This is a genomic window from Halomonas caseinilytica (assembly GCF_001662305.1).
Taxonomy (GTDB): Bacteria; Pseudomonadota; Gammaproteobacteria; order Pseudomonadales; family Halomonadaceae; genus Halomonas; species Halomonas caseinilytica.
Map to the genome: position 1 here is coordinate 260,522 of NZ_BDEP01000016.1, position 21,766 is coordinate 282,287.

17 protein-coding genes are annotated in these 21,766 nt (G+C 65.7%); 8 read left to right on the forward strand and 9 right to left on the reverse strand.

Annotation, left to right across the window (positions count from 1 at the left end; all coding sequences use genetic code 11):
- Window positions 1-22 precede the first annotated feature (22 nt).
- Together A9O65_RS11190 and A9O65_RS11195 are read left to right on the forward strand one after the other, a co-directional pair.
- A complete protein-coding gene (locus tag A9O65_RS11190) occupies window positions 23-526 on the forward strand; it encodes a putative pterin-binding protein (protein ID WP_342039353.1) in 504 nt (167 codons plus the stop codon).
- An 18-nt stretch (window positions 527-544) separates the two neighbouring features.
- Window positions 545-2,716 carry a response regulator gene (locus tag A9O65_RS11195; RefSeq protein WP_064702145.1) on the forward strand — a complete coding sequence of 724 codons (2,172 nt, stop codon included), beginning with the start codon at window positions 545-547 and terminating at the stop codon, window positions 2,714-2,716.
- 27 nt (window positions 2,717-2,743) lie between these two features.
- On the opposite strand, the gene cra is transcribed toward A9O65_RS11195, so the two are convergent.
- The gene (cra, locus tag A9O65_RS11200) at window positions 2,744-3,757 is read right to left on the reverse strand and encodes a catabolite repressor/activator (RefSeq protein ID WP_064699784.1); all 1,014 of its coding nucleotides are present in this window, start codon (window positions 3,755-3,757) and stop codon (window positions 2,744-2,746) included.
- A gap of 179 nt (window positions 3,758-3,936) precedes the next feature.
- On the opposite strand from cra, the gene ptsP reads away from it, so the two are divergent.
- From ptsP to exaC, 5 genes are all read left to right on the forward strand, one after another.
- The gene (gene ptsP, locus A9O65_RS11205; RefSeq protein WP_064702146.1) at window positions 3,937-6,810 is read left to right on the forward strand and encodes a phosphoenolpyruvate--protein phosphotransferase; all 2,874 of its coding nucleotides are present in this window, start codon (window positions 3,937-3,939) and stop codon (window positions 6,808-6,810) included.
- Window positions 6,810-7,787, forward strand: coding sequence for a 1-phosphofructokinase (gene pfkB, locus A9O65_RS11210; protein WP_064702147.1), 978 nt, complete (start codon window positions 6,810-6,812; stop codon window positions 7,785-7,787). Before ptsP ends, pfkB begins: the two co-directional genes overlap by 1 nt.
- Window positions 7,784-9,526, forward strand: a complete 1,743-nt coding sequence (locus tag A9O65_RS11215) for a PTS fructose-like transporter subunit IIB (RefSeq protein ID WP_064702148.1) — start codon at window positions 7,784-7,786, stop codon at window positions 9,524-9,526. Before pfkB ends, A9O65_RS11215 begins: the two co-directional genes overlap by 4 nt.
- Before the next feature lie 135 nt (window positions 9,527-9,661).
- Window positions 9,662-10,243, forward strand: a complete 582-nt coding sequence (locus A9O65_RS11220; RefSeq protein WP_170862759.1) for an antibiotic biosynthesis monooxygenase — start codon at window positions 9,662-9,664, stop codon at window positions 10,241-10,243.
- Window positions 10,244-10,362: 119 nt separating this feature from the next.
- Window positions 10,363-11,883, forward strand: a complete 1,521-nt coding sequence (exaC, locus tag A9O65_RS11225; protein ID WP_064699554.1) for an acetaldehyde dehydrogenase ExaC — start codon at window positions 10,363-10,365, stop codon at window positions 11,881-11,883.
- Window positions 11,884-11,952: 69 nt separating this feature from the next.
- On the opposite strand, the gene A9O65_RS11230 is transcribed toward exaC, so the two are convergent.
- The 3 genes from A9O65_RS11230 to A9O65_RS11240 form a co-directional block, all read right to left on the reverse strand.
- A complete protein-coding gene (locus tag A9O65_RS11230; RefSeq protein WP_064702149.1) occupies window positions 11,953-12,312 on the reverse strand; it encodes a DOPA 4,5-dioxygenase family protein in 360 nt (119 codons plus the stop codon).
- A gap of 112 nt (window positions 12,313-12,424) precedes the next feature.
- Window positions 12,425-14,473 carry a choline BCCT transporter BetT gene (gene betT / locus A9O65_RS11235; protein WP_064699552.1) on the reverse strand — a complete coding sequence of 683 codons (2,049 nt, stop codon included), beginning with the start codon at window positions 14,471-14,473 and terminating at the stop codon, window positions 12,425-12,427.
- A gap of 205 nt (window positions 14,474-14,678) precedes the next feature.
- Window positions 14,679-15,329 (reverse strand): hypothetical protein, encoded by a 651-nt coding sequence (locus A9O65_RS11240; protein WP_064702150.1) that lies wholly within the window; start codon window positions 15,327-15,329, stop codon window positions 14,679-14,681.
- A gap of 173 nt (window positions 15,330-15,502) precedes the next feature.
- Between A9O65_RS11240 and A9O65_RS11245 the strand changes: the two genes are divergently transcribed.
- Entirely contained in the window at window positions 15,503-16,102 is a 600-nt protein-coding gene (locus tag A9O65_RS11245; RefSeq protein WP_064699550.1) for a LysE family translocator, read from the forward strand.
- On the opposite strand, the gene A9O65_RS11250 is transcribed toward A9O65_RS11245, so the two are convergent.
- The 5 genes from A9O65_RS11250 to A9O65_RS11270 form a co-directional block, all read right to left on the reverse strand.
- On the reverse strand, window positions 16,078-16,908 hold the full coding sequence (locus A9O65_RS11250; RefSeq protein WP_064702151.1) for an AraC family transcriptional regulator: 831 nt from the start codon (window positions 16,906-16,908) through the stop codon (window positions 16,078-16,080). The two genes, A9O65_RS11245 and A9O65_RS11250, sit on opposite strands and share 25 nt — an antisense overlap.
- A 59-nt stretch (window positions 16,909-16,967) precedes the next feature.
- Window positions 16,968-17,672: a response regulator gene (locus tag A9O65_RS11255; RefSeq protein WP_064699548.1), complete on the reverse strand. Its 705-nt coding sequence runs from the start codon at window positions 17,670-17,672 to the stop codon at window positions 16,968-16,970.
- Window positions 17,669-19,099, reverse strand: a complete 1,431-nt coding sequence (locus tag A9O65_RS11260) for an ATP-binding protein (RefSeq protein ID WP_064699547.1) — start codon at window positions 19,097-19,099, stop codon at window positions 17,669-17,671. The genes A9O65_RS11255 and A9O65_RS11260 overlap by 4 nt, the downstream gene beginning before the upstream one ends.
- A 90-nt stretch (window positions 19,100-19,189) precedes the next feature.
- Window positions 19,190-20,248: a LacI family DNA-binding transcriptional regulator gene (locus tag A9O65_RS11265; RefSeq protein ID WP_244534433.1), complete on the reverse strand. Its 1,059-nt coding sequence runs from the start codon at window positions 20,246-20,248 to the stop codon at window positions 19,190-19,192.
- 221 nt (window positions 20,249-20,469) lie between these two features.
- Window positions 20,470-21,759 (reverse strand): ABC transporter substrate-binding protein, encoded by a 1,290-nt coding sequence (locus A9O65_RS11270; protein WP_082920166.1) that lies wholly within the window; start codon window positions 21,757-21,759, stop codon window positions 20,470-20,472.
- Window positions 21,760-21,766 lie beyond the last annotated feature (7 nt).

Consider the following 21,766-nt stretch of genomic DNA (forward strand, 5'->3'; position numbering starts at 1 on the left):
ATCGGCAATCGAGATGTCTCCCATGTCTGTGCTTGCGATGATCGTTGGCCTGGTGGTGGCGACCATGGGTACCGCCGTCCAGGCAATGCCCTTGCCATCGCCAAGCGGTGAGGTGGTCCTCACGATCCGGGGCGATATCGAGCATCCCAATGTCGGCGATGAAGCTCGCTTCGATCGTGCCATGCTCGATCGCCTGCCATCTCGCACCATCGTCACGAGAACGCCCTGGCAACCCGGCACGGGCCGCTTCGAGGGCCCGCTCTTCTCGGCCCTGCTGGAGGCTGTGGGGGCCAACGGCGATGAAGTGAGAGTCAGGGCCTTGAACGGTTTCGAGGCCGACATCCCGGTCAGCGATTTCGAACGCTACGACGTCATCCTGGCCATGCGTCGTAATGGCGAGCCGATGACGATCCGCAACTTCGGGCCCTTGTTCGTGGTGTATCCCTTCGAGGAGCATCCCGAACTCATGACCGAAGCCATCCGCTTTCGCTCGGTATGGCAGGTGCATCACATCTTCGTGTATTGATCCCCGTGGGAGAAATCGGTGCTGCAGCAATACCCTCTGCGTCTCAAGCTCGGCGCCATTTCCGCGCTGGTGCTGTTTGCCGGCGCCTTGCTGGTGGTGGGGCTGGTGGCCTGGCGACAGGACAGCCTGATCTGGCGCGTGGGCGAGGATGCCACCTGGCATGCCTACAAGCTGGATCGCGATGTCGTGCAACTGCGCAATTTCCTGGCGGTGCAGGAACCCGGCGAGGGCGCGCTCGAGGATGTCCGGCTGCGCTTCGAGCTCCTCTATAGCCGACTCACGCTGCTGAAGGGCGGCGAGATCGCCGATCTCATCGCGGCCATTCCGCTGGCCGAGCAATTGTCCGGCAAGATCGAGCAACATCTCGAAGCGCTCGATGCCATCCTGAGCGAGGCCGATACCCTGGATGCCGCGACACGCGCCAGGATGAGCCGTCAACTGGTGGCCCTGAGCGAACCTACCGAACGCTTGATCGTGACCATCAATGGCCATCTGGCAGAGGCCTCGACCCGCGAGCGCGGGCGCCTGAAATGGCTGTATGGCCTACTGCTGGTGTTGATTCTGGCGATGAGCGTGTCGGCGATGATGGTGGTGACCTTCCTGATTCGCGAATCCCGCGACAATGCCGCCGCTCGTCGTGCCCTGGAAGCGCTCAGCGACGAGCTGGAGGTCACGGCGCGCCGGGCCGAATCGGCCAGCCAGGCCAAGTCGGAATTTCTCGCCACCGTCAGCCACGAGATCCGCACCCCCCTCAATGGCGTGATCGGCATGAGCGAATTGCTGGTGGAGCATCGCTTGCCGGAGGGCGCCCGACACTATGCCGACACCATCCACGACAGTGCTCAACGTCTGCTCGAGCTGATCAACGACATCCTGGATTTCTCCAAGATCGAGGCGGGGCGGCTGGACCTGGAAACCCGCTCGTTGTCGCTTGCCGAACTGGTGAATGGGGCGCTGTCGCTCTTCGCGCCCCGTGCCGAAGCCCAGGGGGTTCGGCTGGTGGCATGGATCGATCCTGCCTTGCCGACGCATGTCGTCAGCGATCCCGGTCGCCTGCGCCAGATCCTGTTGAACCTGCTGTCGAATGCCATCAAGTTCACCGCGCAAGGCGAGGTGCGCGTGGAGGCGTTCGTCACCGACGAGGGCGAGCTGGGCATCGATGTCATCGATTCGGGTTGCGGTATCGATGAGCAGCGCCAGTCGAAGCTGTTCGAGCCCTTTCAGCAGGGTGATCCCTCCACTGCCCGGCGCTTCGGCGGCACGGGGCTGGGGCTGGCGATCTGCAAGCGGTTGACGGAGGCCATGGGCGGACGTATCGGCATGGAAAGTCAGTTGCATGTCGGCAGTCGCTGCTGGGTTCGCTTGCCGCTGGTGGTGGGCGCCGAGGATACGGCCCTTCCGGAGAGTGGTGCCCGCCGAGAGGATGACGACCTTTTGAGTGGTGCCAGGTTGCTGGTCGTGGAGGACAACCCCGTCAATCAACAGGTGGCCACCGCCATGTTGAACAAGCTGGGGTGTCGTGTCGGCCTGGCCAGTTCCGGCCACGAGGCGCTGGAGCGTCTCGAGACGGAGCGTTTCGATCTCGTCTTCATGGATGTCCAGATGCCCGACATGGATGGCCTGGAGGTGACGCGCCAGATTCGCGAGCGTGGTGGCTGGATGGCGGAGGTGCCGATCGTCGCCATGACGGCCGGCGGCCCCGGTGGCGACCAGGCCCGATGTCTGGCCGCTGGAATGAATGGCTATCTGGTCAAGCCGTTGTTCCAGGATGCCCTGCAGGCGATGTTGCGCCGCCATCTTCATCGGGGCACGGATGAGGTGGGGACAACGAGCGTTTCGCCGGGGGCGGAGCAGTGGCTGGATGAGGAGGTCATCGGTGCCCTGAGGGAAAGCCTCGGCGATGATGATCTGGCGGCCCTGCTGGCGCGCTACCGTGATCAGTCCCGTGAGCATCTGGCGGCATTGCGGGACGCCGTGACGCGCCGCGATGGCGAGGCGATGCGACAACAGGCCCATCAACTCAAGGGGGAGTCTGCCAGTCTGGGAGCGGTGAAGGTCGCCGAAGCGGCCTTGCGCCTGGAACGTGCCGGCAAGGAGGCCGCCCTGGATAACGCGGAAGCCGAAGTACGGCACCTGGAGACGCTTCTGGCGCGCACCCTGCAAGCGTTCGACGACTTGCTGCCGCGATGATGAATCACGGGTCGGGTGGCTGGCGCGTCAGGCGCGGGCTCCTCGCCGCCGGCTCGGGGATGCGGTGCGTCGATGCAGGGTTCGGCTGATGACATGATGGCCGGGGCGGTAGTCGCCGCTGGCCGCCGACTCGGCGCAGGCCAGGGTGGTGGCGGCGATGCGGGCATGGTCCTGGACCGCCGAGTCCACCGCCAGGGGCAGAAAGTCCAGCAGTCGGTTATCGCCGAAGGTCGCCAGGCGAAGATCATCGGGCAGCCGGCCCTCTGCCAGCAGGACGTCGAAGACACCATCCAGCAGCGTGTAGGATGCGGTGATGAGCACGTCGGGCAGTCCATGTCGATCGAGCAGTTCGCGCATCAGCTCGGCGCCGGCGGCGCGATCGTAACGTTTCGCGCTGTGCAGGCTGGCCGCCACATCGTGCCGGGCCAGGGCGTCCTGAAAGCCAGCGCGGCGTTCGCGGCTGATCGAGAGCTCGGGTACCGCATCGAACCAGGCAACGCGCTCTACCGGAGCGTCCAGCGCCGCGAGAGTGAGCCGCTCGGCGGCATCCCGGTCATTGCTGACCACGCTGGTGAAATGCGCCGGGTCCAGGCCTCTGTCCATGGCCACCACCGGTAATCCGCTTTCCATCAGATCCCGGTAGAAGGGTGCCTCCATCGGCAGGCAACTGGCGGTGATCAGCGCATCGCATCCCTGGGCCCTCAGTGCCAGGGCCAGTTCGCGTTCACCGGCCATGTCGTCATCCGAGCCGGCGATCAGCAGGTGATAGCCGCGTTGTCGGGCGCCTTGTTCCAGCAACTTGGCCAGGCGCGCGTAGCTGGCATTTTCCAAGTCAGGAACGATCAGTCCGAGCAGCCGGCTGGAGCCGCGACGCAAGGCGGCGGCCTGGGCATCGACCCGGTAGTGGTAGCGACCCACCACGGCCATGACACGGTCGACAGTGTCCTGACTGATGCGGCGTTCCCGGGCCTTGCCGTTGATGACATAGCTGGCGGTGGTACGAGAAACCCCGGCCAGTCGGGCGATTTCAGCGAGCGTCATGGGTCCATCCGATGCAAGTGAGGCGGTGATGTCGACGATGCCGCGCTTGGTTTCTGCCAAAGTCGTAGACGTTTTAGCTTGCCATACAGTATGAATCGATCCAGCATTGATATCATCAAGGTGACACGATTCAGCATAAAAGCTATCCCTGTCGCGTCACCATCGAACAGGAGAGACGCATGCTGACGCTACGCGAGAGCGACATTCTGCTCGGCTGCCGGGCCGAGGACTGGCGTTCGGCCCTGGACCTGGCCGCCGAATCCCTCGCTGGGGCGGGACTGACCGAACCGGCATACCGGGAGGGACTGCTTTCCCGGGAGACGCAATCTTCCACCTATCTGGGCAATGCCATCGCGATTCCCCATGGCACGCCCGAGAGTCGTACCCATGTGCTGCGCACCGGCGTCAGGGTGCTGCAGTTCCCTCAGGGGGTTGAATGGCATGACGGTCAGCGGGTGCATGTACTGGTGACCATCGCCGCCCAGAACGACGAGCATCTGGACATCCTGCGCCAGTTGACGCACGTGCTGGACCGCGACGATGTCGCCGATCGTCTGGCCCGTGCCGATGATGCCGAAGAGGTGGTGACACTGTTGTCGCGAGTTCCCGCCAAGGCACGGCTCGACACCGAAACCCTGTGCCTGGGGGTGCCCGCCCGCGACATCCGGGAACTGGCGCTGGCGGGAGCGGCTCGGTTGCGCCAGGCCGGCTGCGTCGAAGATGGCTTCATCGCCGAGATGGCGGGGATGGCTCCGCGACGTCTGGGCCAGGGAACCTGGCTGGCCATGGCCGAGCGCAATGTCTCGGTGCCGGCCTTGTCGTTGGCGACTCCTGCCACGCCCTTCGAGGTGCAAGGCGAGAGCGTGAATGGCGTGTTCTGTCTGGCGGCGCGCGATGACGCTCACCTGGAACTGCTGGAGCGACTTGCCGCCTTGCTGGAAGAGGGTGGCATCGAGACGCTGCGGCATGGTGATGCCGAGACGGTGCTGGCCCGACTGGCGGGTGAAGGGGCTGCGGCGCATACCCAGCGCGTGCGGGTGCTCAATGCCCATGGCCTGCATGCGCGTCCGGCCAAGCAGCTCGTTCAGGTGGCACGGGAGCAGGCCGTGCCGATCCGGGTTCGGTTGGCGGAAGGCGGTGCCGAGCCGGTGTCGGCCACCAGCCTGACCAAGGTCATCGGGCTCGGCGCACGCCGCGGCCAGTGGCTGGTGTTTTCCGCCGAGGGTGAGGGCGCCGAACAGGCGCTGTCGACCATCGGTGAGGCCGTCGTCGACGGGCTTGGCGAAGCCGTGGAACCCTTCGACGACAGCCACGAATCCGTGCCGGCGGCTGCGACGACCGACGAGGAAGGCGCGCCTCAGCCCTTGCCGGAAGACACCGCTTATCAGGCGGTGGCCGCCTCGCCGGGCCTGGCCATTGCGCCTGTGTTCGTGATGCGCATGCCGCGCTTCGATTACCCACAGCGTGCCGATGATCCCGCCGCCGAGACGCAGCGACTCGAAGCGGCGGTCCGCGAGGGTGGCGAGCAGCTCGCGGCACTGGCGCGCAGCGCGCGGGGCGGAGAGGTCGCCGAGATTCTCTCCATGCATGAGGAAATGCTCGACGACCCGGAATTGCTGCAGGCTGCCCGTGAAGGCATCCAGGAAGGGTATTCCGCCGAGGCTGCCTGGTGGGATGCCATCGACGCAGCCGCTCGGGCCCAGGAGATGCTGGCCGACCGGCTGCTCGCCGAGCGGGCCGCCGACCTGCGCGACGTGGGGCGGCGCGTGCTGGGGAGACTTTGCGACGTGGCCTTGCCCGAGCCGCCGGCACATCCCTATATCCTGGTGATGGACGATATCGGCCCCTCGGACGTGGCGCGCCTCGACACCGAGCGCGTGCGCGGCCTGTTGACCGCCAGGGGCGGTGCCACGGCCCACAGCGCCATCCTCGCTCGGGCCCTGGGCATTCCCGCCGTGGTGGGCGCCGGCGAGCGAATCCTGTCACTGGAAAACGAGACCCCCCTGATTCTCGATGGCGAGCGGGGCCGGATCGTGCCCGCGCCGGGCGAGGCGCGTCGTCAGCGTGCCGAGCGGCAGCTGGCCGATCGCGAACGCCGCGAGCACGAGGCTTGGGAAGCCCGTTTCGCGCCGGCCACCACCCGCGATGGGCATCGTGTCGAGGTGGCGGCCAACCTGGGCAATACGGCCCATGCCGCCGATGCAGTGTCGCGAGGCGCCGAAGGCGTCGGCCTGCTGCGGACCGAGTTCCTGTTCATGGCCCACGCCGAGGCACCGGATCTCGAGACCCAGATGGCGGAGTACCGCGAGGCGCTGGATGCGCTGGATGGGCGTCCTCTGGTGGCGCGCACGCTGGACGTGGGGGGCGACAAGCCCTTGCCGTACTGGCCGGTGCCCCAGGAAGACAACCCCTTCCTCGGCTTGCGCGGCATTCGCCTGGCGCTGACGCGCCCCGACGTCCTGGCCACGCAGCTGGAAGCCCTGCTGAGGGCGGCCGTCGGCAGGCCGTTGCGCATCATGCTGCCGATGGTCAAGGATGTGGCCGAGCTGCGTACGGCCCGGGGAATGCTCGATCGACTGCTCGCCGACATTCCGGGCGACGAGCGTGCCACCGATGTGCAACTGGGCGTGATGATCGAAGTGCCCTCCAGCGCCTTGCTGGCGGCCAGCCTGGCTGTGGAGGCGGATTTCTTCTCGGTGGGTACCAATGACCTGACCCAGTACGCCCTGGCCATCGACCGTGGCCATCCCGAACTTTCTGCCCAGGCCGACGGCTTGCATCCGGCCGTGCTTAGGCTGATCCAGATGACCGTCGAGGCCGCCCATGCCCAAGGCAAGTGGGTCGGGGTCTGCGGGGAACTGGCCTCGGATGCCATGGCGGTGCCGGTGCTGGTGGGACTCGGGGTTGACGAGCTATCGGTGAGTGCCCGCCAGGTGCCGATGGTCAAGGCGCGATTGCGCGAGTTCGACCTGGCAAGTGCCCAGGAGCAAGCGCGGCGAGCGCTATCCCGGGCGACCGCCGACGAGGTGCGTGACGCCCTGGAGGAGGCATGATGGCAGCGGTTCTGGTCTTGAGCCTCAATCCAGCACTCGACCTGTCGGTCGACCTCGAACGCCTGTCGCCCGGTCGCGTCAACCGAACCCGCGCGACGCATCTGGAGGCCGCCGGCAAGGGGGTCAACGTGGCCAGGGTGCTGGTGGCGCTGGGACACGAGGTGGCCGTGTCGGGCTTTCTCGGTGCCGACAACGACGGTGCTTTCCGCCGTACCTTCGAGACCCTGGGCATCGAGGATGCCTGTCTGCGCGTACCCGGCGAGACCCGCACCAACGTCAAGCTGGCCGAGGACGACGGACGTGTCACCGATATCAATGGTCCTGGCGTGACCATCGACGCCAATGCCTGGCAGCGGTTGATCGACGAGCTGGAGCGGCGGCTCGCGGCATCGCGCCATTGCCCCGGGGCGGTCGTGATCGCCGGCAGCCTGCCGCCCGGCGTGACGCCTGATCGGCTCGGCGAGCTGGTGGCCCGAGGGCGTGCAGCGGGCTTGCCGGTATGGGTGGATACCAGTGGCCCGGCGCTCGATGCCGCCATCGTGGCAGGGGCCACGGCGGTCAAGCCCAATGAACATGAACTTGCCGCCTGGGCCGGCCAAGCGGCGCTGGATGACGCGGGGCGGCGCGCGGCGGCACGCCGGCTGCGCGATGCCGGCGTCGAGGAGGCGGTGGTTTCCGCCGGTGCCGAAGGGGTGCTGTGGCTTGGCCGTCGTGGTGCCTGGGAGGCCAGGCCGCCTCGAGTGGAAGCGGTCAATACCGTGGGGGCCGGCGACACCTTGGTCGCGGCGTTGTTGCACGGTGTGCTCGAGGAAACATCGTCCGAGGATACGCTGCGCCTGGCCACGGCCCTGTCTGCCGAAGCCGTGCGGCATATCGGCGTGGGACGCCCGGGTGCCGATGATTTTTCCGAACTCCAACGACAGACTCGCGTGTATCGCCTGGACGCCGGCGATGCCGCAGAGGGAGCGCTTGCATGAATGTGATCCTGATCACCGCCTGCCCGAGTGGCATGGCCACGACCTACCTTGCCGCGCGTCGCCTTCAGAGCGCCGCCGAACGCCTGGGCTGGAAGGTGACGGTCGAGGCGCACGGCGAGGCGCGAGCCGTCACGCCGGTCGACGAAGCGACCCTGGAAGCCGCCGAGCTGGTCGTGGTGGCGGCCGATCGAATCCCCGACGCTGCGCGCTTTGCCGGCAAGCGTGTCTTCCAGGGATCGATCGACCAGGCATTGCCTGATCCCGAGACCTTCCTAGCGCGCGCCGAGCGTGATGCCGACGTCTTCACGCCCGAGGAGGAGGCGGACGAGACGCCAGCGAGTGAGGCCGGGGGGCAGCGCATCGTCGCCGTGACCGCCTGCCCGACGGGCGTGGCGCATACCTTCATGGCGGCCGAGGCACTCGCTGAGGCGGGACGCTCGATGGGGCACGAGATCCGGGTGGAAACCCAGGGCTCGGTAGGGGCTCAGGATGCCCTTACCGCCGATGAGATCGCCGCCGCCGAGGTGGTTATCCTGGCCTGCGACATCGAGGTGGATCCCACGCGTTTTGCCGGCAAGCGGACCTATCGCACCTCGACCGGCAATGCGCTCAAGAAGCCGCGGCCGACCATCGAGGCGGCCCTGGCGGATGCCGAGGTGGAACGCGAGGGGGCGGCCTCCAGCGGCGGCGACGCCAAGAAGAGCATCAAGGAGAAGGGCGTCTACAAGCACCTGCTGACCGGCGTCTCCTTCATGCTGCCGATGGTGGTAGCCGGCGGTCTGCTGATCGCTCTGTCGTTCGTGTTCGGCATCGAGGCCTTCAAGGAAGAGGGCACGTTGCCCGCCGCTCTGATGCAGATCGGCGGGGAGACGGCATTCGCGCTGATGATTCCAGTACTGGCCGGCTATATCGCCTATTCCATCGCCGACCGGCCCGGCATTGCACCGGGGATGATCGGGGGCATGCTGGCATCCAGCATCGGGGCCGGCTTCATCGGCGGCATCCTGGCGGGTTTCCTGGCCGGCTACACGGCCTGGGCGGTGACCCGGTACATCAAGCTGCCGGCCAGCGTCGAGTCGCTCAAGCCGATCCTGATCATCCCGCTGCTGGCCAGCTTGGTCACCGGTCTGGTGATGATCTATGTGGTGGGCGAGCCGGTAGCTGCCATTCTTGCCGCCCTGACGGCCTTTCTCGAGGACATGGGCTCGGCCAATGCGGTGCTGCTGGGTGCCTTGCTCGGCGCCATGATGTGCTTCGACCTGGGCGGGCCGGTCAACAAGGCATCCTATACCTTCGGTGTGGGGCTTCTGGCCTCGGAGAGCTATGCGCCGATGGCGGCGATCATGGCCGCCGGCATGGTGCCGGCCATCGGCATGGGCATCGCCAGCTTCGTTGCCGGCGGCAAATTTTCCGAGCCGGAGCGAGAGGCCGGCAAGGCATCTTTCGTGCTCGGCCTGTGCTTCATCACCGAAGGCGCCATACCCTTCGCCGCCAAGGACCCGCTGAGGGTGATTCCCGCCAGCATGGTCGGAGGAGCCCTGACCGGCGCGCTGGCGATGCTCTTCGGTGCCAAGCTGATGGCGCCTCATGGCGGCATCTTCGTGCTGATGATTCCCAATGCCATCACCCCGGTATTGCCCTACCTGCTGGCCATCGTGGCCGGTTCGCTGGTCACCGGGCTGGGCTATGCGCTGATCAAGCGCGGCGACAAGGCGGTGTCGGTAGCCGCGGAAGGCTGACGCGGGGGCCGTCGGTACTGGAGGGAATCCCCCGGCTGGTGTATTTTCTGCTTCCCTGTCACGGAGGCCCCTACCCGGGCCGACGTCTTGTCGGCGACCCCCTACCCCGGTCGCCGAATCGCGAGGAGATACACGATGTCCACCGCCCCCGTTACCCTGATGGTAGCGCGCCGCGTGGCACGCGGGCGCTACCGATCCTTCACGGCCTGGCTCGATGAGGGCCGCGAACTCGCCGCCGATTTCCCGGGTTATCTGGGCTCCGGCATCCTGGCGCCGCCACCCGGCGACGACGAATATCAGGTCATCTTCCGCTTCCGGGATGCCGAGACCCTGGCGGCCTGGGAGCACTCCGCGTCCCGGCGTGCCTGGCTGGCACGCGGCCGGCGACTGTTCGAATCCCCTCATGAGCATCGTGCCACCGGGCTGGATAGCTGGTTTCACGAGGCTCCGGGGCAGAAGACGCCGCCACGCTGGAAGCAGGCCGTGGCGATCTGGCTGGCCTTCTTTCCCGTCTCCCTGGGGCATCAGGCCATGTTCGGCGAGACGCTGGCCGCCTTGCCGCTGGTCTTGAGGGTGCTGGTCGGCACCTTGATGCTCACGCCGGTGATGGTGTTCGTGTTCATTCCACTGTCGACTCGCCTGCTGGCGCCCTGGCTGCATGGCAGAGGGGCCCCCCTGGCGCGTCTTTGGCGCCTGTGGCACCAGCGTAGGGCGTAGGCGCTACGTCCGTTTCGACGCTTCCAGGGGCTGTCCTGCCAAAGGCGTATGTTCCACTGGCGCCACATGACCAAGACTGAGGGTTGCCATTCATCACTGCCAACCTGCGGAGTCATGCCATGATCTACGCCAACCCCGGAACCCCTGGTGCCCTGGTCGAGTTCGCCACGCGCTACGGCAACTATATCGGGGGTGAGTTCGTGCCGCCGGTGAAGGGGCGCTATTTCGACAACGTCAGCCCGGTCAACGGCCAGGTGATCTGCGAGATCCCTCGTTCCGATGTCGAGGACATCGACAAGGCCCTGGATGCGGCCCACGCCGCGGCTCCCGCCTGGGGGAAGACGGCCGTCGCCGAGCGTGCCAACCTGCTGCTGAAGATCGCCCAGCGTATCGAGGACAACCTCGAGATGCTGGCCGTCGCCGAGACCTGGGACAACGGCAAGGCGGTGCGCGAGACGCTCAACGCCGATCTTCCCCTGGCCGTCGATCACTTCCGCTATTTCGCGGGCTGTATTCGCGCTCAGGAAGGAGCCACGGCCGATATCGACGCCAACACCGTGGCCTATCATTTCCATGAGCCGCTGGGCGTGGTCGGGCAGATCATTCCATGGAACTTCCCGCTGTTGATGGCCACCTGGAAGCTGGCCCCGGCACTGGCCGCCGGCAACTGCGTGGTCCTCAAGCCCGCCGAACAGACGCCAGCCTCGATCCTGGTGCTGATGGAGCTGATCGGCGATCTGCTGCCGGCCGGCGTGATCAACGTGGTCAACGGCTACGGTGCCGAGGCCGGCGAGGCGCTGGCGACCAGCAAGCGCATCGCCAAGATTGCCTTCACCGGCTCGACCCCGGTGGGCTCGCACATCCTCGAATGCGCCGCGGCGAACATCATTCCGTCCACCGTGGAACTGGGGGGCAAGTCGCCGAACATCTACTTCGCCGACATCATGAATGCCGAGCCCGAGTTCATCGACAAGGCCGTCGAAGGACTGGTGCTGGCCTTCCTCAATCAGGGCGAGGTCTGTACCTGCCCGAGCCGGGCGTTGATCCAGGAGTCGATGTACGACGATTTCATGGGCAGGGTGGTCGAGCGGACCCGGGCGATCAAGCGCGGCAACCCGCTGGATACCGAGGTCCAGGTGGGCGCCCAGGCCAGCCAGGAGCAGTTCGACAAGATCATGTCCTACATGGACATCGCCCGTGAGGAAGGCGCCGAATTCCTCACCGGCGGTGAGCGTGAAAGCTTCGACCCGGCCTATGATGGGGGCTTCTACATCCAGCCGACCCTGCTCAAGGGCAACAACCGGATGCGCGTCTTCCAGGAGGAAATCTTCGGCCCGGTGGTGGGGGTGACCACCTTCAAGGATGAGGCCGAGGCGCTGGCCATTGCCAACGATACCGAGTTCGGCCTGGGTGCCGGGATATGGAGTCGCGACATCAACGTGGCCTTCCGCATGGGGCGTGGCATCCAGGCCGGACGAGTGTGGACCAACTGCTACCACCAGTACCCGGCGCATGCCGCCTTCGGGGGCTACAAGAAATCTGGCGTCGGACGCGAGACTCACAAGGTGGCGCTGGAACACTACCAGCAGACCAAGAACCTGCTGGTCAGCTATGACACCAATCCCATGGGCTTCTTCTGATCGCCAAGGAAAGGCAATCGATAGCGAGGGGCGCGACACCGGTCGCGCCCCTCGTATTTGCGTGCTCGCTCAGGCGTTGAAGGCGCTGAGGTCGAGGGGATGGCTATGGCCGAGCCACATCGCGCCCTGGGTATGGTCGAACAGGTCATCGTCGGTGCCCAGGTGCACGAAGACGTCCAGGTCGCCGCGATTGAGCGCCAGCCAGGGCACGAGTTCGGCGAAGACCGCCGGGGCGAAGGACAGCTGACAGCTCCATAACGGATGGGGTCCCACCGGGCGCTCGTGAAAGCGCCCCACCTGGATGTCGAAGCGCTCGGCGGCCGCCTCAGCGACCCGCTGCGCCTCGGCCAGGCCGGCGGCATCACGGTAGTAGAGATGGGCATGGTAGTAGCGAATATGGGGGGTATCGAGGGAGCTGGAGTCGGGCATGGGAGCCTCCTGGGCTGAGATACTCCCCAGCCTACCCGACCCGGACCTCATCTTCACTGGGGCATGAACGACGACGGCGACCCAAGGGTCGCCGTCGTGACGAGCGTCAGTCTCAGGCCGGCGAGGCCTCTTCGGGCGGCTCGCCCACCGAGCCGGGCATGGCCTGTACGTTGCCGGTCTTGCCGGCCAGCGCCAGGAAGTGCAGATGGCGTTCGTACTCGGCGAGCACATCACCGATCACCTGACCTCGGGTATAGCCATTGAGGTCCTTGTCCGCGCCGCCTTCCGTCAGATAGACATCGAGGCGCACATAGTAGTCGTCATCCACCGGCAAGAAGCTCGGTGTGCGCAAGCGGTGGGCCCGAACCTGATAGACGAAGCTGGCGGCGTCGTCGAACTCCACCTGCAGCGTCAGATGGGGCAAGGGTTCGCCGTCGACCGTTTCCTCGTTCACCGTCGCCGTTTGGCCTCGACTCTCGAGTTCCTCGGCGAACTGGTGCAGGGCCGGGCGAATGGCATGTTCGATAGTGGCGGCAGCACCGGCGCGGTTGGAAGTGTCCAGAGCTCGGTCCAGACGTTCGCGCCAGTCGCCGCCTGGTGCGGCACCGCTGACATGCTGGCGCGCGTCGGCCTTGGTGCTTTCCAGTTTCAGGGCCCGTGTCATGCCGGCCATGATGGCAAAGATCACCAGCGAGAAGGGCACGGCGGTAATCACCACGGCACTCTGCAGGGCCGACAGGCCGCCGGCCATCAGCAGGGCCACGGTGACCAGGCCGATCGCCACCGACCAGAAGATGCGCAGGCGGATCGGGGCATCGTGGTTCACATCGGACAGGATCGACGTGAAGTTCGCCAGTACCAGGGCGCCGGAGTCGGCTGAGGTGACGAAGAACACGATGCCGAGCAGGGTGACCACCGAGGCGGTGATACCGATGTACGGATACTGCTCGAGGAAGGTGTAGATGGTGGTCTGCGGCGAGTTGAGCGCCTCCTGGCCGAGTTCCGCGAGTCCCTGATTGGCCACCATCTCGATGCCGCTGTTACCGAAGATCGACATCCAGGCCATCATGAAGCCGAGCGGGATCAGCAGGGCGCCGATGACGAATTCGCGAATGGTGCGACCACGCGAGATACGGGCCAGGAAGAGGCCGACGAAGGGCGTCCAGGCAATCCACCAGCCCCAGAAGAAGATGGTCCACCAGCCCTTCCACTGCTGGGCATCGGGCCCGGCGAAGGCATAGGTATCGAAGCTCTTGCCGACGAAACCGCTCAGGTAGTCGCCGGCGTTGAGCACCAGGGCATCGAGCAGGTGCAGCGTATCGCCCTGAAAGAGCACGAACAGCAGCAGCAGGGCGGCCAGTCCCATGTTGAACTCGGAAAGACGGCGGATGCCCTTCTCCACGCCGGTGACCACCGAGATGGTAGCCAGGATCACTACCAGCACGATCAGCACCACCTGGGTGGAAAGGCTCTCAGGCACGCCGAACATGAAGGTCAGCCCGTAGTTGAGCTGCATCACGCCGATACCCAGGCTGGTGGCGATGCCGAAGACCGTGGAGATCACGGCGGTGATATCGACGGCGCTGCCGATGGGGCCGTGGATGCGTTTGCCGAGCAACGGGAAAAGGGCGCTACGGATGGCCAGCGGCAGGCGATGACGGTAGCTGAAATAGGCCAGTGCCATACCCATCAGCACATACATGCCCCAGCCGGTCAGCCCCCAGTGAAGGAAGGTCTGGGGAACGGCGGCGCGCATCGCCGCGGCGCTCTCCGGTGCCATGTCGGGTGGTGCCAGGTAGTGGGACAGCGGCTCGGCAACGCAGAAGAACAGCAGGTCGATGCCGATGCCGGCGGCGAACAGCATCGAGGCCCAGGAGACCAGCGAGAACTCGGGCCGGGAATGGTCGGGCCCCAGGCGGATGTTGCCGACGCGGGAGCAACCGATGACGATCACGAAGACCAGATAGACCACGGCGGCCAGCATGTAGTACCAGCCGAAGGTATCGTTCACCCAGGCCAGGCCGGCGTCGAAAAAGGCGCCGGCCTCCTCGGTAAACGTCATGGTCAGGATCAAGAAGACCAGGATCCCGGCCACACTGCCGTGAAAGACCGTGGGGTTGATCCGGTCGCGCCTCTCGGGAATGGCATGGTTATCCGACATTCAACATATCCTCCTGCTGTTTTGGTAGCTCTTTTTTGAATGAATGTTCAAATAAAATACGCACATCCTTCGTTGACTGCAAGTCGAATGGCGGAATCGACCGGGTGACGGGGGCTGCAGGAAAAATGTCGGTGTCATGACGCAAGACGCCCGGCACGGGGCCGGGCGTCTTGTGAAGCGTATCGAGCAGTGCGGGAAGGGGAAATCAGCCGTCCATGGGCTCGGGGGGCTTGGGACCGTGGCCATGGTCATGCGGTCGACCGGGGCCATGACCTTCGGGGCGCATGGCGTTGCCAAGCGCCTTCATCTGTTCGTCGTTCAGGTACTCGGACAGTGCTTCATGATGCGACTGGAAGAGGTCTTTCCAGGCTTCGCGGCGCTCCTCGGGACCCTCGAATTCCTGTGCTTTCAGGGCTTTGGCTTGAGTCCGGAATTCATCATGCTGCTTTGCCAGGGCGTCGCGGGTCGCGTCGGAGAGTTCCCACTCGTCGAACAGGGCCTTGACGCGTGCTTCGCGTGCCTGTTGCCGCTCGGCGTGATGTTCTTCACGCACCTGTTGCTTGGCCTTTTCGAGGGCGGCCTTGCCATCGTCCCCGAGGATCTCATCGACCTGTTGGCGGTGTTCGGTACGGAGCTCGTCCATCGACTGGTGATAGGCTTCGCGGGCTTCCTTGAGTTCATCGCGGGTCTGCTGGTCGATACCGGCTCGCTCGAACACTTCCTGACGGATGTCATCGCGGTGATCGCCCGGGTGAGGCGCATGATCGGGAGCGGCATGGGCCGCGAGCGACAGCGGCGCGACGAGAGCGGCCAGTACGGCGGGCATCAGCAGCTTGCGGGAAAGCGATGTGGTCATGAACAGACTCCTTGTGTCCTGAAGTGACACGGTCAGTATTGTCCGCTGGCGTGCAAGGTCGGTGTATCAAGCGTGCAAACACAGAGGAGGCAGGAGGGCAATGATGTTCAATACCCACCCGCAGGGTGTGCGTATCCTTGCCTGGCATTGTCCCGCGAAACAGGAGAGGCGCGATGACGCTCAGCTTGCTGCTTTCCATGTCGGCCTTCGCCCTGGCCGCATCGATATCGCCGGGACCGGTGAACATCGTGGCCCTGTCCGCCGGAACCCGTCACGGTCTGCGCGCCAGCCTGCGGCATGTCGCAGGTGCCTCCCTGGGCTTCACCCTGCTGTTGGTGCTGATAGGGCTTGGCCTGCATGAGCTGCTGACTCGCTGGCCGGGCATCATCGAGGGCGTTCGCTGGGCTGGGGTGGCCTTTCTCGGCTACATGGCGATCAAGCTCGGCATCGACGATGGCCGGCTCGGGGATGACGACAACGCTCGTGGGCCTTCCATGCTGCAGGGGGCGATCATGCAATGGCTCAACCCCAAGGCCTGGCTGGCTTCGCTGGCGGGGATGGGAGCCTATGCCGCCAGTGGCGAGGTCGACCTGATCTTGCGCTTCGCGTTGCTGTATCTGGTGATCTGTTATCTGTCGATCGCCTGTTGGGCCGTGGCCGGCGCCTTTCTGCGGCACTGGCTACGTGATGCGTCCCAGGTACGCCTGGTCAATCGCGTCCTGGCATTGCTGCTGGTGGTCAGTGCCGGTTATCTGGTGGTGGCGGCGAGGTAATGGCCCGGCGTGGTGGCCCGCAGGCGCTTGAAGGTGCGCTGGAAGTGCGCCTGGTCGGCGAAGCCGCAATCGAGCGCGACCTCGGCAATGGGGTGGCCGGCCCGTAGCCTGGCACAGCCGAGCTGAATGCGACGGTTGATGAGGAAGGCGTGCGGGGTCATGCCGTAATGGGCCTTGAAGCGGCGCACCAGGTAGGAGCGCGATAGGCCTGCTGCCTGACAGACATCGTCAAGGCCGATGGCCTCTGTGCAGTGGGCATCGATGTACTCCGCCGCGCGTTGCAGACCGAGAGGATGCGCCTCGAGGGGCTGCAGCCGGGGAGCGAGTCGACGCTGCATCTCGACGACCAGTTCGGTGGCCCGGGTTTCCCGGGCCAGGCGTGTGGTATCGGGGGCGAACAGGGTGTCGCAGAGCTTGACGAGCCGTCGATACAGTACCGGATGCCGGCTCGAGCGGGCGGAGAATGCCTGGAAGTCGAGGTGCGCGGGTGCGCCGAGCTCATGCTGCAGGCCGGCCAGCCAGTCGCGGTCGAGATAAAGCATGTCATACGACCAGGGGCGGTCGTCGATGGGGTTGCAGGCATGAACCGCTTCGGGGTTCATGACCACGACCGTACCCGGGGTGACGGTTTCCGTGTGGCCCTGATTCCAGTAGGTGCTGCGCCCTCCGGTGATGGCGCCGATCGAAAAGGTCTCGTGGCTGTGCTTGGCATAGCAGACGCGACGCCCGTCCGTGACCCGGCGTGCCTCGAGAAATGGCAGAGTGGGGTCACGCCAGAAGCGCATGACGTCCCGATGGCGTTCCATATCGCTTTCCCTCGTCTGGAATCTTCAGACTAGCCTCCGGAAAGGACTGGCGCCATTCGTCACTCTTCGGGTTGATACTTGTAGCCCACGCCGTAGACCGAGCGAATGATCTCGCGGTCCGGCCAGATATCGGCGATCTTCTTGCGCAGCTTCTTGACGTGGCTGTCCACGGTGCGTTCGGAGACGATGCGGTGGTCACGGTACATGTGATCCATCAACTGTTCGCGAGAGAAGATGCGGCCGGGTGAGTGCATCATCACCCGCAGAAGCTGGAACTCTACCGCGGTCAGCGCCAGGTCGTGCCCATCGGCCATGGCACACCAGCCATCATCGTCGAGCACCAGGTCGTCGGTACCCGTGTGCCGGTCGGCGTCGGCCGCCCGGCTGCGGCGCAGCACGGCGCGGGCGCGGGCGACCACTTCGCGGGGGCTAAAGGGTTTGCAGATGTAGTCGTCGGCACCGAGCTCCAGCCCCAGCAGGCGATCGACCTCCTCGACCCGGGCGGTAAGCATGATGATGGCCACCCTGGGCCAGCGCTGGCGGATCTCGCGGCACAGGGTCAGGCCATCGGTGCCCGGCAGCATCAGGTCCAGCAGGACCAGCTCGGGCGGTGCCTCCTGGGACTCGAACCAGGGCAGTACCGTATCGCCGTGATCGAGGTGGTGCGTGGCATAGCCGCTGCCTTCCAGGTAATCGGCCACCAGGCGAGCGATCTTGGGTTCATCTTCGACGATCAGGACGCTGTCGGTGGTGATGTGGCTCATGTGTCAGTCCCTCTGAGCTGGTGATCGGTGATGGCCGGAAAGGTCAGCGTCCAGCATAACCCGCCCAGTGCCGAAACGCTGGGTATCATCTCGGCACCATGGGCCCGGGCCAGTGCCATGGCGATGGACAGTCCCAGGCCGCTGCCGCCACTGGCTCGGCTGCGCGACCCCTCGACCCGGTAGAGACGCTCGGTGAGGCGTGGCAGTTCGGCCTCCGACACGCCGGGCGAGCTGTCCTCCCAGCAAAGTTGCCAGGACTCGTCCTGCCGTGCGAGCGTGACCCGCAGGCGGCCGGGCGAGCTGGTATAGGCACAGGTGTTGTCCAGCAGGTTGGTCCAGAGTTGGCGCAGGCGCTGGGTATCGCCGCGAATCCAGGCCGGGCCGTCGATGTCGGTATCGAGCGAGATGTCTTCGTCGGCGAGCCAGCCTTCGGCCTCACCGAGGCGTGATGCGAGGCTGTCGGCCAGATCGAGTGGCGCCAGCTGGACTTCGAGGGCACCGGCATCGCTCTGGGAGAGCAGCCTCAGGTCGGAGACCAGGCGCTCGAGCTGGCCGACCTCCTGGGCCAGCGAGCCCAGGCTGTCCAGGTTCAAGGGACGCACGCCGTCCTGCATGGCCTCGATCTCGCCGCGCAGCACGGCGAGCGGGGTGCGCAGTTCATGGGCGATGTCCGAGACCCAGCGGCTGCGGGCCTCACGGCTGGCTTCCAGCGTGGCGGCCAGGACGTTGAAGTCGTGCGCCAGGTGCGACAGCTCGTCGCCGCCGCGTTCAGTCAGGCGGGTGCTGTAGTCGCCCTCGGTGAGACGTCGAGTGGCCAGCGTCATGCCGCCGGTGCGGCGCCCCAACCACCACGACAGCCCGCCGGCGAGCAGCAGCGACGCCAGGCCCAGAGCGGCGACGATGATCGCCAGGTTGCGGCGTTGCTGGGAGAGGAAGATGCGGTCCATGCGCGCCATGAGCTGCTGAGGCGGCCGGTAGCCCAGGGTACCGACCTGTTCGCCATTGTTGATGATCGGCAGCCAGCGCAGCTCGGCGGCATCCCGGTCGTTGTCCGGGGGCAGGCCGATCACCGGCAGGCCGCGGGCGTCATGCAGCACGAAGTCCCGGGGATCGCCGAGTCGACGTTCGATGCCTTCCGGTGGTGGAGCGTCGCCGGGCCATAGCTGATGGCGAACCAGGTGATGCCAGGCGCGTGGCGACTGTCGCAGCCATTGCCAGTCGCCGCGCCGCGACCACTCGTCGGCGAGACCTTCGGCCAGTGTCTCGGCGCGGCGGGTCTGGGTGCGGTCGAGGTATTCGATGAAGCCCTGGTCGAGGCTGCGCGATACGGCGATGAACACCAGCCCCGCGATAGCCACGTTGACCACCAGAATGATCACGAACAGCTTGATGCCGAGTCGCGAGAAGGAGGGGCGGAAGGAGCGCATACGCGGGGATTCCTCGGGCAGGGAGCATCGCCTCAGGATACCGTCACGGGGAGCCGGCATCGTGCAATCCCGGTGAAAGTCGTCGGCTGATCAGGGACAACTGTCGCCGACGACCAGCTCGGTGTGCAGCAATTGGGCTCGGGGTGTCTCCAGTCCGAGGATCATGCGGGCCGCGACACGCCCTTTCTCGACGCTGTCCTGGCGCATGGTGGTCAGGCGTGGGGATCGGTACTGGCCTTCGGCGATGCCGTCGAAACCGGTCAGGCGAAGGTCCTCGGGAACGCGCAGGCCGCGTTGTTCGGCCAGGGTCAGGGCGGTGAGCGCGATGCGGTCGGACATGCACAGCAGTAGATCCGGCCGCTCGTCATCGGGAAGATCGAGGATGGAGGCGATCACCGGGGCGCAGACGTCATGGGTATTCTCCTCGATATTCCACATCGGCACCGAGGTCGGATCGATGCCGTGCTCGTCGAGGGCACGATGAAAGCCGGTGAGCCGCGAACGCGTGATGGTGCGATCGGCCGGAAGCAGTTCCTGGTCGGGGGCGACGCGATCGTTACAGGGGTGCTTGGTGAGCCGCAGGTTGATGATGCCGGGACGCCGCGACGATGTCTTCAAGGCATGGCTGGCGATGGCATAGCCGGCCGGTTCGTTGTCGATATGCACCGTCGGGTAGCCCTCGAGGCTGAAGTCCACTGCCACCAGGGGGCGCTGGTCCGGCAGCGGCAGGTCGTCGAGCAGCATCAGGCTCGGCATCAGGCCGTAGACGATGAAGCCGTCCGCGATACTCGACGAGCCGGGGACCTGAGAGGCATTTTTGCGGCCCGAGAGCAGCAGCATGGTATGGCCGTGCGCGTCGAGCACCTCGGCGATGCCCGACAGCAGCTCGCTGGCCACCGCATCGTTCAGGCTGTAGGTCAGGCTTTCTGCCAGAATCACCGCAATGATCCGCGAACGACCGGTGCGCAGGCTGCGTGCCTTGGCGTCGGGGCCGCGATAGCCCAGCTGCTTGGCTTCGTTGAGGATGCGTTCGCGCAGCAGCGGCGAAAGCTGGTCGGGGCGGTTGAAGGCGTTGGAGACGGTCGCCGTGGAAACGCCGAGCTTGGCGGCCAGCTCCTTCAAGGTGATGCGGCGGGGCAGTGAGGACACTTTCGTTTCCCTGCTAAGTGCTTCGTTGTCTAGGATACCGGTCTTCCGTTCCCCGGGACAGTGTGGCCATTCCAGCCGGGGCTTGATCTGCCGGGCGAGCAGTGATCGATACACGTCTCGCCCGACTGAGGCCCTGGGAGCGTGTCGTCCGTGGGGGGCCTGACAGCGGGGATGACGGCAGCCCCGGCCGAAGATGCACCGACCGGGCGAGGGACATGACCTTACCAGCCGCGGCGACCGAGACGCTCGAGTTCACGACCCAGTTGGCGGACGGCAGTGGCACCGTCCAGCTCGCCGGAGAGCACCCGGTGAGTATGGTTGAAGAAAGCGTTGGAGACTCGCGCATAGGCGTCGCCGGTCACGGTGGCGGGTCGCGCTACGCCATTGGTCAGGGTCTCGTAGATATCGCTCATGGAAGGGTTGCTGGCCAGCACCTGCTCGTCCTGGTAGAGCGACTCGATGGTCGGGTTGCGGCCCATTTGGACGGCGTGGGCCTTCTGCTGCTCCTGAGAGGTGATGAAAGCGACCAGCTCGGCGGCCAGTTCGGGATGCTCGGAATAGCGCGAGACGGCGAAGTTCCAGCCGCCCAGCGTTGCCTTCGACTCGCCCTCGGGACCGTGAGGTAGCGGCGCCATTCCGACCTTGCCGGCCACCTCGCTGCCGTCGCCGTTGGCCAGCGACCAGACGTAGGGCCAATTGCGCAGGAACAGGGCGTTGCCGGACTGGAAGATACCGCGGGTCTCTTCCTCGGTGTGGTTCAGCGCGCCTTCCGGCGAGATGGTGCCGATCCAGGAGGCGGCCAGGTCCAGGGCCGCGGCGGCACGGGGATTGTCGATGGTCACTTCGCCCTTTGCGTCGACGAGGGTGCCGCCGCCGTGGCTCGCCACCCATTCCAGGGCGTTGCAGGTCAGCCCCTCGTAGGCCCGGCCCTGGAAGCTGAAGCCCCAGAAGTCGTCGTTGCCGGCCTCGCGCTCGGCGGCCTGAATGTCGGTGGCGGTATCGGTCAGCTCCTGCCAGGTCTCGGGAACCTCGTGGCCGTATTTCGCGAGCAGGTCCTTGCGATAGTAGAGCACGCCGGCGTCGGTGTACCAGGGCATGGCCACCAGGCGGTCGTCGATGGTGTTGTTGTCGATCAGCGCCGGGAAGAAGTCGTCGGCGATGTCATCCGGCAGGTACTCGGAGAGGTCCACCAGATGGTCGTCGAGCATGCCCGGCCAGACGATGTCGACCATCAGCACGTCGACATCGCTGGACTCGCTACCCAGCAGTTGCTGGTAGAGCGAGAGTTTTTCGGTGGGGCTGTTTGGCGTGGAGACGACCTTCACGGTATTGCCGGTCTGTTCGGCCCACTGCTGGGCGGCGATCGGACAGTAGTCGGAGGTGTCGCCGGCGCCGCAGGCGATGGCGATCTCCGCTGCCAGAGCATTCTGGGCGATCAGAGTCGAGCCGCCCAACAGAAGCCCGGCGAGCAGGCGATGGTGGGCAGGCGAAAGGTGAAACGATGTTTTCATGGGCTAC

What these genes read in the sequence shown, in the direction of transcription:
- A9O65_RS11190 (WP_342039353.1), top strand. Translation starts at nt 23, where the DNA reads ATGTCTGTGCTTGCGATGATCGTTGGCCTGGTGGTGGCGACCATGGGT.
- cra (WP_064699784.1), bottom strand. Translation starts at nt 3,757, where the DNA reads ATGACGCTCGCTGAAATCGCCCGACTGGCCGGGGTTTCTCGTACCACC.
- ptsP (WP_064702146.1), top strand. Translation starts at nt 3,937, where the DNA reads ATGCTGACGCTACGCGAGAGCGACATTCTGCTCGGCTGCCGGGCCGAG.
- pfkB (WP_064702147.1), top strand. Translation starts at nt 6,810, where the DNA reads ATGGCAGCGGTTCTGGTCTTGAGCCTCAATCCAGCACTCGACCTGTCG.
- A9O65_RS11215 (WP_064702148.1), top strand. Translation starts at nt 7,784, where the DNA reads ATGAATGTGATCCTGATCACCGCCTGCCCGAGTGGCATGGCCACGACC.
- A9O65_RS11220 (WP_170862759.1), top strand. Translation starts at nt 9,662, where the DNA reads ATGTCCACCGCCCCCGTTACCCTGATGGTAGCGCGCCGCGTGGCACGC.
- exaC (WP_064699554.1), top strand. Translation starts at nt 10,363, where the DNA reads ATGATCTACGCCAACCCCGGAACCCCTGGTGCCCTGGTCGAGTTCGCC.
- A9O65_RS11230 (WP_064702149.1), bottom strand. Translation starts at nt 12,312, where the DNA reads ATGCCCGACTCCAGCTCCCTCGATACCCCCCATATTCGCTACTACCAT.
- betT (WP_064699552.1), bottom strand. Translation starts at nt 14,473, where the DNA reads ATGTCGGATAACCATGCCATTCCCGAGAGGCGCGACCGGATCAACCCC.
- A9O65_RS11240 (WP_064702150.1), bottom strand. Translation starts at nt 15,329, where the DNA reads ATGACCACATCGCTTTCCCGCAAGCTGCTGATGCCCGCCGTACTGGCC.
- A9O65_RS11245 (WP_064699550.1), top strand. Translation starts at nt 15,503, where the DNA reads ATGACGCTCAGCTTGCTGCTTTCCATGTCGGCCTTCGCCCTGGCCGCA.
- A9O65_RS11250 (WP_064702151.1), bottom strand. Translation starts at nt 16,908, where the DNA reads ATGGAACGCCATCGGGACGTCATGCGCTTCTGGCGTGACCCCACTCTG.
- A9O65_RS11255 (WP_064699548.1), bottom strand. Translation starts at nt 17,672, where the DNA reads ATGAGCCACATCACCACCGACAGCGTCCTGATCGTCGAAGATGAACCC.
- A9O65_RS11260 (WP_064699547.1), bottom strand. Translation starts at nt 19,099, where the DNA reads ATGCGCTCCTTCCGCCCCTCCTTCTCGCGACTCGGCATCAAGCTGTTC.
- A9O65_RS11270 (WP_082920166.1), bottom strand. Translation starts at nt 21,759, where the DNA reads ATGAAAACATCGTTTCACCTTTCGCCTGCCCACCATCGCCTGCTCGCC.